This window comes from Photorhabdus thracensis (assembly GCF_001010285.1).
Lineage (GTDB): Bacteria > Pseudomonadota > Gammaproteobacteria > Enterobacterales > Enterobacteriaceae > Photorhabdus > Photorhabdus temperata.
Genome location: NZ_CP011104.1, coordinates 960,183 through 975,506, shown reverse-complemented (window position 1 = coordinate 975,506; position 15,324 = coordinate 960,183). Strand labels below are relative to the sequence as shown.

The following is a 15,324-nucleotide window of genomic DNA, read 5'->3' as shown; positions in this document are numbered from 1 at the left end:
TTATGGCAATGCAATCTCAAGACATTATTCGTAAATCCGCCACCCATTCCTTTACTCCGGCACCTCGCGTGCGTGATCATCAGGAACAAGTGGCAAAATTGATCGATGTCACCACCTGTATTGGCTGTAAAGCCTGTCAGGTGGCCTGTTCAGAATGGAACGATATCCGTGACGAAGTGGGTTTTAACGTCGGTGTTTATGATAATCCAACCGATCTGACCGCTAAATCATGGACCGTGATGCGGTTCTCTGAAGTGGAAGAGCACGGCAAACTGGAGTGGCTTATCCGCAAGGATGGCTGTATGCACTGCGCTGATCCGGGCTGCCTGAAAGCATGTCCGTCAGAAGGTGCGATTATCCAGTATGCAAACGGCATTGTGGACTTCCAGTCAGAGCACTGTATCGGCTGTGGTTATTGTATCGCGGGTTGCCCGTTCAACGTGCCGCGGATCAATAAAGAAGACAACCGGGCATATAAATGTACCCTGTGTGTTGACCGTGTTGGTGTCGGCCAGGAGCCTGCCTGCGTGAAAACCTGTCCGACCGGGGCAATCCATTTCGGTACCAAAGAAGAGATGAAAAATCTGGCGTCCGAACGGGTAACTGAACTGCAAGGCCGTGGTTATCAGAACGCCGGGTTATACGATCCCGCAGGTGTTGGTGGCACGCACGTTATGTACGTCCTGCATCATGCGGATAAACCGCAGCTTTATCACGGCTTGCCGGATAATCCGACCATCAGCCCAACCGTGACTTTCTGGAAAGGTATCTGGAAACCACTGGCAGCGGTGGGTTTTGCCGCGACATTTGCCGCCAGCCTCTTCCACTATGTCGGCATTGGTCCAAACCGCACCAGCGAAGAAGACGAAGAACATGCCCGTCAGGATGATGAGTCACCGGCAAAATCAGCTAATCGGGAGGAGTTGTGATGAAAAAGAAAGATACGATTCTCCGCCACTCACCGATTGAGCGGGTGAATCACTGGTCAGTGGTGCTCTGTTTTTTATTTACGGCTATCAGTGGGTTGGGGTTCTTCTTCCCATCCTTTAACTGGTTGATGAATATTTTCGGCACACCTCAGTTAGCGCGGATATTACACCCATTTATCGGCTCAATGATGTTTTTCTTGTTTATCTTTATGTTTTTCAGATACTTCAAACATAACTTTATCGACAAAGAAGATATTGTCTGGCTGAAAAACATCCATAAGGTCCTGAGAAATGAAGAAGCCGGCGATATCGGCCAATATAACCTGGGTCAAAAAGGCATTTATTGGTCTATCAGTGGCTGCCTGATCTTACTGGCTATCAGCGGTGTGATTATCTGGCGTCCCTATTTTGCCGACTTTTTCTCTATCTCACTGATCCGGCTTGCACTTCTGGTGCACTCTCTGGCCGGAGTTGGTCTGATCCTGCTGATTATGATACATGCCTATGCCGCATTTTGGGTAAAAGGCTCTATCCGATCGATGGTGGAAGGCTGGGTAACCCGTGGCTGGGCAAAGAAACATCATCCTCGCTGGTATAGAGAAATTCGTCAAAAAGAGCAGCAGGAAGAGAAAAACTCCTAGCCCATTTTCCTGCTGAATTTACCTGAACCATGCCATATGAATAACTGACAGAGATATTCCGGCATGGTTCTTTATTTGCAACAATACCCGATATTGATAGTGAAATATTTTGATATTTTATGTTTAATTGACATAAATCATCATTTTATTCTGTTATCCCTGTTTAAACTATCTAATGTGAAAGCCACTTACAATTATTTTTATAATTGTTGGTTTTTTTACTCAATTTTCTTCTTTTCTCTGTTTATAACAGAATAAAAAGAAATTAAAATTAGTTAATTGCAATACTTCACTATGATTTATCAATTTATGTCATTAAAAAGTAATTTCTATTTTTCACTTAATACCTGATCGATTATTCTGTAACGTGAAAATGTTATCCCGTTACCTTCTTACTGACGAATCAATTTGCATAGTGAAATACACTGACTATATACGAATCTCAAAAAATAGGGTTGTTGCATTATCATGCTGCATCTCTTCCCTATAACACTTACATTTTTAACGGAAATAATAAGCGAGAGCCATTATGGAAACGGCAAAAAACAACCCTATCATGGTCGCAGATTCTCCTGCGGCAAAGCGGGCAAACATGACTGAAAGTGAATGGCGGGAAGCTATCAAGTTCGACAATCTTGATGTTGGCTGGGTCATCATGAGTATCGGCATGGCAATCGGCGCCGGTATTGTCTTCCTGCCAGTTCAGGTTGGTTTAATGGGATTGTGGGTTTTCCTGCTATCCTCGGTGATCGGTTATCCGGCGATGTACCTGTTCCAACGTCTGTTTATCAACACGCTGGCAGAATCCCCCGAATGTAAAGATTATCCCAGCGTTATCAGCGGTTATCTCGGTAAAAACTGGGGCATTCTGCTGGGTGCACTCTATTTTGTGATGCTGGTCATTTGGATGTTTGTTTACTCAACAGCCATCACCAATGACAGCGCTTCCTATCTGCAAACTTTCGGTGTCACTGAAGGTTTGTTGTCCGACAATCCTCTCTACGGACTGGTACTGATTTGTATTCTGGTTGCGCTTTCATCCAGTGGTGAGCGACTCCTGTTTAAATTATCCAGCTTTATGGTGCTGTCTAAACTGCTTGTCGTCGCGGTACTTGGTTTATCCATGATAGGCATGTGGCACTTATATAATATCGGCGCGCTGCCACCGGCAGGAACGCTGATAAAACAGGCGATCATTACGCTGCCATTTACCCTGACTTCCATTCTGTTTATTCAAACCTTAAGCCCGATGGTTATCTCTTATCGCCATCATGAGAAAAATCGTGAAGTCGCCCGCTACAAGGCATTAAGAGCGATGAATATCGCCTTTGGCGTCCTGTTTTGTACGGTCTTCTTCTATGCAGTTTCATTCACCTTAGCAATGGGACATGATGAAGCGGTTCAAGCTTATGAACAAAATATCTCTGCTCTGGCGATTGCGGCAAAATTCTTTCCCGGGGGTTGGGTAACGGTTATCAGTGTCTTACTGAATATCTTTGCTGTGATGACCGCCTTCTTTGGCGTTTATCTTGGCTTCCGTGAAGCAACCCAAGGCATAGTGATGAATATTCTGGCGCGTATCATGCCAACAGAAAGAATCAATAAAAACTGGGTGCAAAAAGGCATCATGATTTTCGCTATTCTGCTGGCTTGGGGAGCGATTATTCTGAATGCACCGGTACTGAGTTTTACTTCAATCTGTAGCCCAATATTCGGTATGGTCGGTTGCCTGATCCCCGCTTATTTGGTCTACAAAGTGCCAACGTTGCACAAATATAAAGGAATATCTCTGGTCCTGATTATCTTTACCGGATTCCTATTGTGTATCTCACCACTGCTGGCATTTTCCTGAATTAAAAAAATATTAATTGGGTAAATCGCAGTCTGATAACAGACTGCATTTACTCAATTAATGAAATTATACATTCAGAATTATATTAATATGAATGATGAAACAGGCAGTTATCATAATATATATGAATGCAAAAAAAACAACCAAACAGCATTAAATCATTTAAATTTATGTATTGTAAGTCAATATTGTAATTTATTTAATATAAATAATTATATATAAAGAATTTTACCTAAAAAACAGAATTAATTTATTTTTAGGTGATCGGAATATTGGCTAATAATAACCAATCTCCCTACTTAAAATAACAGCAAAGTTGATTATCTGCACATTTAAACCGAATCTTAATTCCCCATTTATAAACCAACCCTTATTAAGTAAATTATTAATTAAATATGAGATTCAGTGACTGAATAAAATCATCTAATTTATTAAATTCCTTATGGCTATATTGAGAAATTTTTTCTTTTCATTACTATGAGCTTATGAACGATTAACTTAAACCATTAAATTAATCCGTTCATTTTCAAAGAACCAAGAAAAATTTCTGTTAATTAAGTTATAATCTATAATTAAATTAATCACATATTGTTATTAGTTTATAAATTATATATTTGGGATTATTTAGGTGCATCCAATGATAAGTAAGGAAACATTTGAGGTCTTCCCCTCTGTTGATATTGTTGACGGCATAGCTATGACATCGAATTCTGCGATTCGATTAACCCGCGGTGAAAGTTCAACATTACGTAGACCTTTAGGTACCCCGGTAGAGGTCGCTCTGGCCTGGCAAAATGCTGGGGCAAAATGGATACATGTTGTTGATCTTGATGCTGCATCAGGGCGAGGCTCAAACAGCCATTTGATTGCTGATGTTATCGCCGCAGTTGATATCCATGTCCAGGTCTGTGGCGGGATCAGAGACGAGGCGATTTTGAGCAAAGTATTAGCAACCGGATGCCAACGGGTTAATTTGGGAACCGCCGCATTAGAAAAACCAGATTGGTGTGCCCGGGCTATTGCAGAACATGGCGATAAAATCGCAATTGCCTTAGACGTAAGAAGCACATCAGAAGGTTATCAACTGGCAACTCACGGGTGGAATGTAAACAATGGCAATCTCTGGGATGTACTTGAACGCCTTGATAGACAAGGTTGTCAGCGCTACGTCGTGACCGATGTTGAGCGGGGCGGCATGATGAGTTCACCAAACTTGACCCTATTACGTGAAGTCTGTGCGCAAACTTCATCACCCGTGATTGCCGGCGGCGGGGTATCAAGCATAGATGATCTGCGTGCTTTAGCGGACATGTACACTCTGGGTGTTGAAGGTGCAATTCTTGGTCAGGCTTTACATATCGGTAAAGTTTCTCTCGAAGATGCCCTTGCCGCAACGCAATCGCCGAGGGGTTGAATATGTCCGAGACGTTTTCTTTATCTCTTGATTTGGATCTTCGCACTACTGGTTTATTGGGGGAGTTACGCGGCATACCTGAAGCAGGCTATTTAGCGAAAGAAGTGGTATCGCTTCCGGGCTTACTCACAGAGACACCGGAATTCGTCGGTTCCCGCGGCGTTGCCTATTACGAACAAAAATCTTGCCGGGAACTATTGGCTACAGCGAAAGATTACGCGGAGCACATCACTCAACTCCAATGTACAGATGAGCTGTGCGCCACCTCATCAAAATACATATTAGCCGATCATATCCTGGCAAAGTTGCTCAGAATTATTGATAGCTTATTAAGCTCTCCGAAAATTGTTAACGAAGATATCGTACCGTTTATCGATGGGGTCAAAGAGTGCGCTAAAGTCGTCAGTTCAACACTGACAGGCACGGCATTCAGTTTTTCATCCTCTTCGATCCGTGACCTGAAATTGCCGTTTTCTTCGGAACACAAAGTGCCCAGACCGTATATTGAAGGGGATAATCACCTGTTAACCTTAGCCGCGGCACAAATTGATGCATACCCAAACTCCCCGGTTGTTGGCATTATGTTGGGAGGAGCGGCGGCGGCGGCAGTAACCGCGGCAGCATGGGGCAGCGATCTCAATTTAGTGAAAGTTTCACGCTACGACGATGCATCTAATAAGAGCAATCGCCTGTGGGGACATGACATTCCGTCTGGGCAAACAGTGACGATTATTGATGATAATTGTGGAACAGGCGATAGCTTACGTCAGGCGATCGACCTGGTGATAGCGGAAACCGGGCAACGTCCGAAAGCACGAGCCGTCGAACTGCACTGGGAAAAACTGTTACGCACCCGTATTTATGGGCATCCTGATCGTGTATTCAGCCCCGAAACTTTAGATGTATTGACACCCTGGTGTTTTAGACATCATCGGGTACTAAACAGTTTGGTTAACCAGCTCTTAACTGATGGTAAATACGCTCATACAACCACTGCGGATTGGGTCGCCTATTCATACAGTTTGTTATCTGTCCTTCATGACACCCTGGCAGATTCAACATGGGCAACAAAATTATTGCATTTTCTATCAAATCTGAAATCACAAATACCTCTGAATTGTGAGCAGCCAATAGATGCATTTAAGACCCTGGCACATCAATGCCCTGAATGTTCTGCTCGGAAAATTAGTTTAGAAAAGGGAAATAATTGATTATGACAACAGCACATATTATTTGGGATTGGAATGGAACATTGCTTAATGATGTCAATGTTTCATTAAGTGCAACCAATTTTGCGCTCGCGGAAATTGGCATTGAACCTCTGACCTTAGAACAATATCGGGAATATTATTGTGTTCCAGTGCAAATTTTCTATAAACAAGTGATTGGGCGTGAACCATCATCTTCTGAATGGTCAGTGATCGGGAAAACGTTTAATTTTCATTATCGGCCAGGGATTCAGAAAGCTAGCTTAACTGAAGGCGTGAGCCAACTCCTTGCTTCCCGGTATCAAACAGGGGCAACTCAATCATTATGTTCACTGATGCAACATGATGAGTTAGTACCTATGCTCGATAATCATGGTATTGGCAAATTTTTTACCCAGGTAGATGGCAGAAATACGCCACTGTTAACAACCGGCAAATCAGAGCAATTGGCAGGTCATCTAAAAAAACTCAATGTTTCTCCTGAACAAAGTGTGGTTATTGGTGATGCTACTGATGACGCAATTGCGGCATTAGCGACAGGTACCCATGCCATTCTTTATACCGGGGGAACCCACAGCCGTATAAGTCTTGAAACCGCAGGTGTTCCCGTTGTTGATACCTTAAGAGAAGCGTTATTAATAGCAGATTCTCTGGTATATAAACAATAAAAAGGAATTTATTAAAAATAACTGCCCCAAATAACCATAATAAGAAGAAATCTGTTTGGTCATTTAAAAAGAAATGATTAATAACAACATGTGAATAGCCATTTAACATATCAGGTTAAAATGGGCCACTTTGTATTTTTCAAATAAATGATTAAAGATAAAGTTTAACTATTATCTATGCTCACTCCATAAATAAAAGGAATAAATTTATGTTAATTTCTGTCGTTGGACTCCAATTCGGAGATGAAGGAAAAGGGAAATTTGTTGACTATTTATCCGTTAATACCAATAACGTCGCCAGATTTAATGGCGGAGCAAATGCCGGTCATAGTGTACAATGTGGGAATATAAGAGGATCATTTTCTCAATTGCCCTCATCACTGAATGAAAAAAATTTGTATATATGTCAAGGCGCTTTAATCAGCTTGCCGATACTCATTAGAGAGATTGATTTTATACAAAAAGAGAACATTAACTCTAATATATTTATCGATCCCCGATGCCATATCGTTTTGCCATTACATGCCGAACTAAATAAAGCATCAGAGAAATATAAAGGTAAAAATAAAATAGGATCGGTTGGTGTAGGCGTCGGTGCCTGCGTTGAAGACAAATCTAATCGTCATGGTATCCGGCTTATTGATACCTTAGATAAAGAGAAATTAAGAACAAAATTAGAGTTTCTTTGGGGTATCAGGGAAAAACAGATTAATTATGTTTTTAATGAAGAAACCACATTAGATTTTGAAGAGATGCTAGAGAAAACGCATCAATATGGCAACAGAATAGAACCTTATTTCACATTCACTAATGAAGTCATCGGTGATTTGCTGAATTCTGGAGAAGATGTTTTACTTGAAACATCACAAGCCACTTTCTTAGATAATAGTTTTGGTACCTATCCTTATACCGTGGCATATCAGACATTAGTTCAAACTTGTTTTGCTATGATAGGTATCCCGGCGCAGAAAATACATATTGTCGGTGTGATGAAATCCTATATGATTCGCGTAGGCAACGGACCATTCCCCACAGAGTTATCCGACGAGAAAGCTGACTATATTCGGGAGCGTGGAAACGAATATGGTACTGTTTCAAAAAGACCAAGACGTTGTGGCTGGTTGGATTTATCTCTGATTAAACATGCGGTAAAACTCAATGGGGTCACAGAACTGGCAATCACGAATGTTGATGTTCTTGCTGGCTTACACGAAATAAAAGCGGCTATTGCCTATGAAATTGACGATGAAATCGTGAGTTGTGATAACGCATTATTACAGTTAGACAGAGCAAAACCTATCTATAAAACCTTTAAATGTTGGGGAGAGCTTAACGGATCATATACACACTTGACAGAGCTTCCCACCGAATTGATTAACTTCTTGTCTTTTATTCAAGACTATGCTGGAGTTCCTATCAAGTATATCTCATATGGACCAGATAGAAATCAGACATTAGTCATTCAATAATAAGAGCGGGAAAGATAATGATTCATTATGTAACTGGATTTATGTTTTCTAAAGATAAAAAACATGTCTCTTTAATCTCAAAACTACAACCCAGTTGGCAAACAGGGAAACTTAACGGGATTGGCGGTAAAATAGAGGCAGGTGAAAGCCCTCAACAGGCAATGGCAAGAGAATTCGCTGAAGAAGCAGGAATTGAAACGCGCCCTGAAGAATGGCGACTATTTACCGTCTTAACTCGCCCTGACGTTTATCGGGTAAATTTTCTCTATATGTGTGACGATCAGGTTTATTCTGCAAGATCTATTGAAAAAGAGATCGTCAATATCTATGAAACAAATGCATTACCCGATAATGTTATCTATAACTTACGTTGGTTAATTCCGATGGCTGCCGATGAGCATTTACGTTTCGATAAAGAAGTAGAAATAACCGAAATGCGGGGTTAGATATACCCAATAGATTTCAAGTTACAAAACAAAAGATCCAATAACACCAACAACAATTACACCCTAAGACACTGGGAGCCTTACAAGAAGCCAAAGAACTGGAAATAAAAGTAAAACATCGCTATCACTCTGTAGAAGTCATGCTCAAGGGACTGAGTGATAAGCAATAAAGGTAAGATTAATAGACAAGAATGAACTATTCATTTGTCGTAATAATATCGCTGACAGTGAAACCATTAAAGTGACCGTTCCGTCGGTCACGAAACTCAGTCATCAACTGGTTTATAGATCCCCCGATTGGAGTCGAGATCAGTTAACATCCAAATTTACCCAATGTGGCCTCCGCAATAGGAATATATTGGTCTGTTAATTTATTGATGCTGTTATTGGTTGCAGGATAACAACAATCAAGGAAAAACCAGTTTATCGGTGTCTCCAATATTGAAGCAATCTGCACTAGATGGGATAAATTAATGCGGTTTATCCCTCTTTCATAACGTGAAAGTTGTTGCTGACTAATACCTATTTTTTCCGCCAATTTTACGGCGGTCATGCCCAACTCTTTCCTTCTTTTTTGAATACGCTTCCCTACTAATAGATGATCTTGTTTCATTTTCATCCCAGCCTTTAAATTAAAAAAACACCTTTTTATGGCATCGCCAAAATTATTGTCCCTGATCCTGAGAAAGGTCCTGCCTCTACTCTGCCATTTTTTTGTAAAATTGATTTCACTGTAATGGGTACATTTCCTCCAGCCGGTACAAACACAGAAACGCCGTCTTCACCTTTTCTATCATTTAATAGCAGTTTAGCTTTCAAGCTACCATCATTTCTCAAAGGTACAAATTCCCCATTAAGGCCCGTCGCTATCACGATAATCTTTATATCTACATTGCAGGTCACATTGATATTTCCCGTTTTGGTTGCATTTTCTAGTTCTGCCTCATCAATACTACCGTAATCAAGCTCAACTGAGCCTTCACTGACCTGACAAAAGCCTATCGGCGGTGGTGCAACGCCACATAAAGATCCAGGCAACAATCTTCCATGAAAGCCATTTTGATCGGTTTCGTAAAATAGCCCGACACATTCCTGATGAGACCGAATAGCAGGACCAAAATGTTTTGCAACTCCGGTGATCGGAAAACTGGTATATTTCAATATCTCCGCCTGTACTTGTTTCATTGTCTTAAATCTTTCCACGCGAGTATTAAATATCCTATAGGGCTGCCCTGAATAACCATCAGCAAAATGGCGATGGTTAACCGATATCCAACATGCAGAATAACCATAACAAGGATTTGGCGTAAAATCGTTTTCCTGGTCCCAACGTTCAATTACAAAAGTATAATAGGCATTTGTAGGAACACCCTCGGATTTAGTGATATATGAAAATATTGATGCCGCAGCACCTGATGAGAACAGCGATAAAAATACCAGACAAGCAGAGAATAATTTTTTCATTTACTTACCTAATAAAATAAAACCAAAACTATTCGATTAGTCATAGTTGAGATTAAATGTCGCAATAGCATGAAACGCGCCCCGTTTAATCGTCTGGTTAGCCAGCGCCGTTGGTTCAGCCTGCACATACGCTTTCAGGATAATCACGTTTTCGCTCTCTTTTAGCGGATAGGCATCTCCGTCTTTATTCAACGGTAACCGTTTGCCTTCAGCCGTTTCGATACCAATGGCAATTCCGGAAGCCTGACTACCCGCGCTTAATGCTAATAAACCCGGCAATTGTCTGTTTTCTACCCCACTGAATGTCAGTTTGATAGATTTCCCCACACTCATATCACAGCCAGACAGCCGGAGCTGAAAAGGTTCACTATTGGTCCGGCCATGCAGATACAAATATTTTTCAGCAATCGTGCCCAAATCAAGCCGGATATCTTCATCACCCGGTTTAATTGTGCAGGGTTCTTCAACCAATGCGCCGTAAAAACGCATATTATCCGCAGCCTGTACCACCTGATTGCAATAAACCGCAGTAGCAACAATCATAAAACCAACGCGCAACACGAATAACTTGAAATAATTCATTGGCTTTCCTTTCACTGGTATTCCGCCAGTAATGTCGCCGTCACTTCAAATATCCCTTCCGGTAACGTGCTTCCCGGATTTTTCACTGGCACAGCCTGTATCACCGGCAGTTTCTGTGATGTCACCGGAATACGCTTGTTAAGGATGAATGCTTTACCATCCAAAGTCAGACGAATACCTAAATTGGTGATATTCGTTTTCAAGGCAGCAGCATCAAATGAAGTCTGTGGGCCAATCACCGTCAATCCTAAACTCCAGCCTGAAACATTAGGCGCACACACCAATTGATAATTTACTGGCTGGGTATAATTCACCCCATCCACCTTATGTATTCCAACGTTATGACCAAAATAGATGTCAATCATATTACCGTCATTAATGACGCAAGGAGGCGGTTCAAGCAGTGTGCCATGAAACCACATATTATCTGCCGCTTGCCCCGGTATCACGCTGATCAATCCCAGGCAAACCGTCCAGAAAGCACGATAAATCAAATTCTTCATCAGTGTCTCCTGTTCATTGGTATTCAACCATCATCGTGGCAGCTGCGCCAAAACCACCGCCTTTCAATACCGCAGTCATATTTTTTACTGGCACCGCATGTAACTCAGGAAAATCCGGGTAGGTAAATTTCATCCAGTCATTGACGGGTAATTTCTGTCCGTTATGAATAACCGCAATACCAAGCCCGGTATGATTGGTTTGTAACACTGCTCGGTCAAAACTGGCGGTGTTACCCGATATCATCATCTTCATCGCATTGGCCGGCATTTTTTCACATTTCACTGTGTACTTAACCGGCTTCATGTAATTAACCCCATTGATACGGGTAATCATCACTTCACCAAAATCCACATCAATAGTATTGCCATTATTAATTACACAAGGTGGAGGAGCGATAACGACACCATATATATTGACCGGCGTTTTACCCGAAAGACTATTAAACGGCGTTGCTGCGACGTTTACCCTTTTTGTCGGTAAATCAGCCTGAGCACCGGGACTCAGCAAACAACCCAGCAGTAATACAATCAATTTTTTTCGCCCGCAGTACGGCTTTTTTATTCGCAGAGGCTTAGTCATAATTCACCCTAAAATCCACCACGGCCCAGTAATGCCCGATCCCCAATGTTCCCGACGTTCGCACCGGCGTCAGTAAGATCGCCAGTGCCAGTGCTCGACCTGCCCGTTTTATATTCATCGTCGCTCCTCGCGGCTTCGCCCGTCACGACGAACGTTCAGCCACCTGACACTGGTTTCCTGCACAGCTAAACGTCAGTTGCGGCCGGCCACCAAAATCATTGATATAGGTCAGTACCGGCGCACTTCCCAAAGCCCCCGCACTCCCACTCAGCACCGCACTGCTTTTTGGCGCCACCATCAACGGCTTAAAATCCGCCACGCTCTTCCCTTTAAGCTGATTCGACGCATCCACCACGGTGATGTAATACGGAGTCGGGTTGTTCACCTGATATTGATCCCCCTGACGTGTCAGCGTCATCTTCTCCTGCCACGGGTTATCCAGATCAGTGCGACTGGCAAAAATCGCCTTCGGCCGATAGAACAGCTTTATCCGAGTTTGCAGCGCAATTTGCAATGTGTTCGGTTTCTTGCTGCGCGGCGGAATTTCACGCAAATTAAAATAGAACAGGCTTTCCCGATCCTGTGGCAACTGTGCTATTGCTGGCAGTGACTGTATTTTCACCTGGCTTTTCTCCCCCGGCTCCACTCGTTGCACCGGCGGTGTCACCACTAACGGACCATTGATTTTGTTACCCTGCTCATCTTCTATCCAGCCTTGAGCCAGATACGGCAACTCTTTGTTCTGGTTGCTGATATCCATACTGGTGGATTTATCCTCACCGTTAAACACTATCCGGGTACGATCCAGTGCAATGGCCGCCATTGACTCACTGACCACTGACAAACTCAGGGCGGCGATCGTTACTGCGTTCATTGTTTTCTTCAATTTCATGCTCAATTACTCATTCTCAGAATATGTCATTTCAGCGTCATTACGGGTCACCACGATAAGTTCCGGTGACAGCAACAAGGTTTTCACGCTGCCTGTCAGTTGAAACTATGGCTGTTTATTACCGCTGGCCAACTGGCAGAGCAGTAATAACGAGGCCATCTCTTCAACTATTGGTAATTCATGCGGCAGTTCAATCACACACTGCAACTCCCCATCCCAGCGTACATCCAGTTTCTCCCCCGGATTTATCCCGCTCAGGTAGGTATTCCCACCATCATTGACGATACCGATCTCCCGTTTATCCTTATTCAATACGGTGGCCCCAAACGGAGGTGTACTCCCATCCGATAAACGGATCATGCTCATCGCTTTCTCACCGGATATCACCTGAAATTTACGGTAACCAATCGCCCCTTCCGTTAGCGTCGCTTGTTGTACCGACCGTATTGCCTCCACATTGTCCGGCAATTTATTCAAATCAATACTCGCACTGTTGCGGTAATAGTTGTTTACATCAGAGATCACCGCCTTACCGAACATATTGGTATGGGTAATCGCACCGAAGCCTTTCACCGGGACACCCCCTACACCATCGGTATCTACCATCAGACGCGTCGTACCCGGCGTATTGATGCGATGCAGTGCCGCACCTTCTGATGTGACAGTCATCCCACCCTGGACAGCAAGCGCCGCCGAGGTATAACGCCCATCCTGATAACTCGCACTTGTCGTCAGTTGGGCAAGATCACCGTAATGTGTTAAATAGCCGTTGGCCGCTGCTTTGCCGTCAATACTGGTGCCCGCCGCCAAACGATAGCTGCTGTTTTCATTAATCCGGTCGTAATAACCTACCGTATTGGAATTACCTTTGCGGTTGACCATTGCGTTATAACTGATCGTTCCTGAATTCCCCCACGGCAGGGATAACGTCAGGTACATACCATCGTCATTCTTACCTTCATATTTATTACGATAAGCGGACAGGTTCAGGTTAATGTTCTTAATGGTTCCAATACCGAAATAGCGTGATACCGATATGTTGTAGCGATCATTGTTCGACTGGTTCCAGTAAGTCTGGTGGCTGTAGTTCAGATAAGTACTGATCCCTAAATTCGTGAACTGTTTATTCAACATAATGGTATAAAGTTCTTTACTGCTCTCCGCATCCCCGTCGTGATAACGGCGATCCAAATACTGGCTCATGCTCATGAAGTCACGTTCCGAGAAGCGATAACCTGCAAACGTCACCTGACTGTCATATTCCTCAAAACGCTTGGAATAACTGAGACGATAGGAGCCGCCGGTCAAAGTTTTACCCTCATCCGGTAAGCGGGCACGGGATTCTGTCACATCAAACGACAACGCGCCGAAAGCCATCAGATCACGCCCTATTCCCAACGACAGCGCGTTGTAATCTCCGGCCCCCAATAGCCCTCCATACAGTGACCAACCGTTGTTTATCCCCCAGGAAAATTCCCCCAGCCCAAAACCATTCCCCTCACTGCGGTGCTTCCAATTGGTCGGCTTACCCGCCGCCAGTTTGTACTGCACTCGGCCCGGACGGGTCAGGTAAGGAATGCTCGCTGTATCGACCTGAAACTCCTGTATACCACCATCCTGTTCTTCTACCCGTACATCCAGTTTGCCGCTGACCGCATCATTGATGTCCTGAATACGGAATGGGCCGGGCGCAACCTGGGTCTCATATAACACCCGGCCCTGCTGACGAATGGTCACTCTGGCATTGGTTTTCGCCACGCCAGTCACCTCCGGCGCATAACCACGCAGGTTTGGTGGTAACATATTGTCATCCGTCACCAGACTCGCCCCGGTAAAACGAAAGCTGTCAAAAATACCTGAATTGAGATAATCCTCACCCAGTGTCAGTTTGGCCTGCCAATGCGGTATCGCCCGGTACATGTAGTAACGGCTCCAATCCCAGTTTCTTTCTGTACTCCCTTCCCGGCCAGTGGTGTGGTTATATTGTGACTGCCAATCTGCCCGCAAACGCCATGCCCCAAAGTTTATTCCGGTTGTGCCGTTGGCGCTGATATTATGATTCTCATTTCCCTTCGCCGGCTTAGATACCTGAGCGTTGACGTTATAATCAAACATCATTCCCAAAATCCCTTCATCCCAACGTGATGGCGGGTCCCAATCTGATGAGCTGTATTCAAGATAAGCTTGCGGCACACTCAGATATAACGTATCGCTGCCCAAATCGCCGCGCACCATCATTCCTGGCAGCGTTTTAGTTTCCAGACACTGATTATTGTTCCACCAGCTAATCTTTGATTCCCATTCCGCCCGCAGTCCCAACTGCTTCACCATATCAGGCGGCAGACAGGCCACACTGCCCTTCGGATCATCCGGTGGTGCCATAAAAGTCACCGGCATCTCAGACAGCTCGCTTTTATTCAGGCGTATCATCATCTGGTAATCCCCCGGCATAATATAACCAGCACGGGAAAACTCTTTTAAATCAATCCGCGAACGATCCTGAACATCCAATACGTCGGTATTAAATTCAATTTCTTCTTCCGCATACGCAACATGAGTACCAACCAAGGCAAGCAGTACCAAAACAGTAAAAGGTTTCAGGACACACCGAACCGGGACCACCCTGTCATATTCAGCGGTCAAACCAAAAAACAAAGCCATAACATTCTCTGATCG

Annotated in this window: 16 protein-coding genes; 8 read left to right on the top strand and 8 right to left on the bottom strand. The window is 43.6% G+C overall.

Annotated elements, in window-relative coordinates; translation table 11 throughout:
* The first annotated feature begins 2 nt into the window (after positions 1-2).
* From fdxH to VY86_RS04050, 8 genes are all read left to right on the top strand, one after another.
* A complete protein-coding gene (gene fdxH, locus VY86_RS04085; RefSeq protein ID WP_046974033.1) occupies positions 3-929 on the top strand; it encodes a formate dehydrogenase subunit beta in 927 nt (308 codons plus the stop codon).
* The gene (fdoI, locus tag VY86_RS04080; RefSeq protein WP_046974032.1) at positions 929-1,570 is read left to right on the top strand and encodes a formate dehydrogenase cytochrome b556 subunit; all 642 of its coding nucleotides are present in this window, start codon (positions 929-931) and stop codon (positions 1,568-1,570) included. Before fdxH ends, fdoI begins: the two co-directional genes overlap by 1 nt.
* 529 nt (positions 1,571-2,099) lie before the next feature.
* Positions 2,100-3,422, top strand: a complete 1,323-nt coding sequence (locus tag VY86_RS04075; protein WP_046974031.1) for an SLC5/6 family protein — start codon at positions 2,100-2,102, stop codon at positions 3,420-3,422.
* Between the two features lie 637 nt (positions 3,423-4,059).
* Positions 4,060-4,836 carry a HisA/HisF-related TIM barrel protein gene (locus VY86_RS04070; RefSeq protein WP_046974030.1) on the top strand — a complete coding sequence of 259 codons (777 nt, stop codon included), beginning with the start codon at positions 4,060-4,062 and terminating at the stop codon, positions 4,834-4,836.
* Between the two features lie 2 nt (positions 4,837-4,838).
* Entirely contained in the window at positions 4,839-6,047 is a 1,209-nt protein-coding gene (locus VY86_RS04065) for a phosphoribosyltransferase (protein ID WP_046974029.1), read from the top strand.
* 2 nt (positions 6,048-6,049) lie between these two features.
* Positions 6,050-6,712 (top strand): HAD family hydrolase, encoded by a 663-nt coding sequence (locus VY86_RS04060; RefSeq protein WP_046974028.1) that lies wholly within the window; start codon positions 6,050-6,052, stop codon positions 6,710-6,712.
* 209 nt (positions 6,713-6,921) lie between these two features.
* Positions 6,922-8,181: an adenylosuccinate synthase gene (locus VY86_RS04055; RefSeq protein ID WP_046974027.1), complete on the top strand. Its 1,260-nt coding sequence runs from the start codon at positions 6,922-6,924 to the stop codon at positions 8,179-8,181.
* Between the two features lie 17 nt (positions 8,182-8,198).
* Positions 8,199-8,627 carry an NUDIX domain-containing protein gene (locus VY86_RS04050; protein WP_046974026.1) on the top strand — a complete coding sequence of 143 codons (429 nt, stop codon included), beginning with the start codon at positions 8,199-8,201 and terminating at the stop codon, positions 8,625-8,627.
* 313 nt (positions 8,628-8,940) lie between these two features.
* Here VY86_RS04050 and VY86_RS04045 read toward each other — a convergent pair whose 3' ends face one another.
* The 8 genes from VY86_RS04045 to VY86_RS04015 form a co-directional block, all read right to left on the bottom strand.
* A complete protein-coding gene (locus VY86_RS04045) occupies positions 8,941-9,246 on the bottom strand; it encodes a helix-turn-helix domain-containing protein (RefSeq protein ID WP_031281449.1) in 306 nt (101 codons plus the stop codon).
* Between the two features lie 29 nt (positions 9,247-9,275).
* A complete protein-coding gene (locus tag VY86_RS04040; RefSeq protein WP_046974025.1) occupies positions 9,276-10,091 on the bottom strand; it encodes an MrpH family fimbial adhesin in 816 nt (271 codons plus the stop codon).
* A gap of 36 nt (positions 10,092-10,127) precedes the next feature.
* Positions 10,128-10,673 carry a fimbrial protein gene (locus VY86_RS04035; RefSeq protein ID WP_046974024.1) on the bottom strand — a complete coding sequence of 182 codons (546 nt, stop codon included), beginning with the start codon at positions 10,671-10,673 and terminating at the stop codon, positions 10,128-10,130.
* 11 nt (positions 10,674-10,684) lie between these two features.
* Positions 10,685-11,176, bottom strand: coding sequence for a fimbrial protein (locus tag VY86_RS04030; protein ID WP_046974023.1), 492 nt, complete (start codon positions 11,174-11,176; stop codon positions 10,685-10,687).
* A 13-nt stretch (positions 11,177-11,189) separates the two neighbouring features.
* Positions 11,190-11,756 carry a fimbrial protein gene (locus VY86_RS04025; RefSeq protein ID WP_046974022.1) on the bottom strand — a complete coding sequence of 189 codons (567 nt, stop codon included), beginning with the start codon at positions 11,754-11,756 and terminating at the stop codon, positions 11,190-11,192.
* Complete coding sequence (locus VY86_RS26155) at positions 11,749-11,874, bottom strand: hypothetical protein (protein WP_267481640.1); 126 nt, start codon at positions 11,872-11,874, stop codon at positions 11,749-11,751. The genes VY86_RS04025 and VY86_RS26155 overlap by 8 nt, the downstream gene beginning before the upstream one ends.
* A gap of 24 nt (positions 11,875-11,898) precedes the next feature.
* Complete coding sequence (locus VY86_RS04020; protein ID WP_046974021.1) at positions 11,899-12,648, bottom strand: fimbria/pilus periplasmic chaperone; 750 nt, start codon at positions 12,646-12,648, stop codon at positions 11,899-11,901.
* Positions 12,649-12,753: 105 nt separating this feature from the next.
* On the bottom strand, positions 12,754-15,309 hold the full coding sequence (locus VY86_RS04015) for an outer membrane usher protein (protein ID WP_046974020.1): 2,556 nt from the start codon (positions 15,307-15,309) through the stop codon (positions 12,754-12,756).
* Positions 15,310-15,324 lie beyond the last annotated feature (15 nt).

What these genes read in the sequence shown, in the direction of transcription:
- fdxH (WP_046974033.1), top strand. Translation starts at nt 3, where the DNA reads ATGGCAATGCAATCTCAAGACATTATTCGTAAATCCGCCACCCATTCC.
- fdoI (WP_046974032.1), top strand. Translation starts at nt 929, where the DNA reads ATGAAAAAGAAAGATACGATTCTCCGCCACTCACCGATTGAGCGGGTG.
- VY86_RS04075 (WP_046974031.1), top strand. Translation starts at nt 2,100, where the DNA reads ATGGAAACGGCAAAAAACAACCCTATCATGGTCGCAGATTCTCCTGCG.
- VY86_RS04070 (WP_046974030.1), top strand. Translation starts at nt 4,060, where the DNA reads ATGATAAGTAAGGAAACATTTGAGGTCTTCCCCTCTGTTGATATTGTT.
- VY86_RS04065 (WP_046974029.1), top strand. Translation starts at nt 4,839, where the DNA reads ATGTCCGAGACGTTTTCTTTATCTCTTGATTTGGATCTTCGCACTACT.
- VY86_RS04060 (WP_046974028.1), top strand. Translation starts at nt 6,050, where the DNA reads ATGACAACAGCACATATTATTTGGGATTGGAATGGAACATTGCTTAAT.
- VY86_RS04055 (WP_046974027.1), top strand. Translation starts at nt 6,922, where the DNA reads ATGTTAATTTCTGTCGTTGGACTCCAATTCGGAGATGAAGGAAAAGGG.
- VY86_RS04050 (WP_046974026.1), top strand. Translation starts at nt 8,199, where the DNA reads ATGATTCATTATGTAACTGGATTTATGTTTTCTAAAGATAAAAAACAT.
- VY86_RS04045 (WP_031281449.1), bottom strand. Translation starts at nt 9,246, where the DNA reads ATGAAAATGAAACAAGATCATCTATTAGTAGGGAAGCGTATTCAAAAA.
- VY86_RS04040 (WP_046974025.1), bottom strand. Translation starts at nt 10,091, where the DNA reads ATGAAAAAATTATTCTCTGCTTGTCTGGTATTTTTATCGCTGTTCTCA.
- VY86_RS04035 (WP_046974024.1), bottom strand. Translation starts at nt 10,673, where the DNA reads ATGAATTATTTCAAGTTATTCGTGTTGCGCGTTGGTTTTATGATTGTT.
- VY86_RS04030 (WP_046974023.1), bottom strand. Translation starts at nt 11,176, where the DNA reads ATGAAGAATTTGATTTATCGTGCTTTCTGGACGGTTTGCCTGGGATTG.
- VY86_RS04025 (WP_046974022.1), bottom strand. Translation starts at nt 11,756, where the DNA reads ATGACTAAGCCTCTGCGAATAAAAAAGCCGTACTGCGGGCGAAAAAAA.
- VY86_RS26155 (WP_267481640.1), bottom strand. Translation starts at nt 11,874, where the DNA reads ATGAATATAAAACGGGCAGGTCGAGCACTGGCACTGGCGATCTTACTG.
- VY86_RS04020 (WP_046974021.1), bottom strand. Translation starts at nt 12,648, where the DNA reads ATGAAATTGAAGAAAACAATGAACGCAGTAACGATCGCCGCCCTGAGT.
- VY86_RS04015 (WP_046974020.1), bottom strand. Translation starts at nt 15,309, where the DNA reads ATGGCTTTGTTTTTTGGTTTGACCGCTGAATATGACAGGGTGGTCCCG.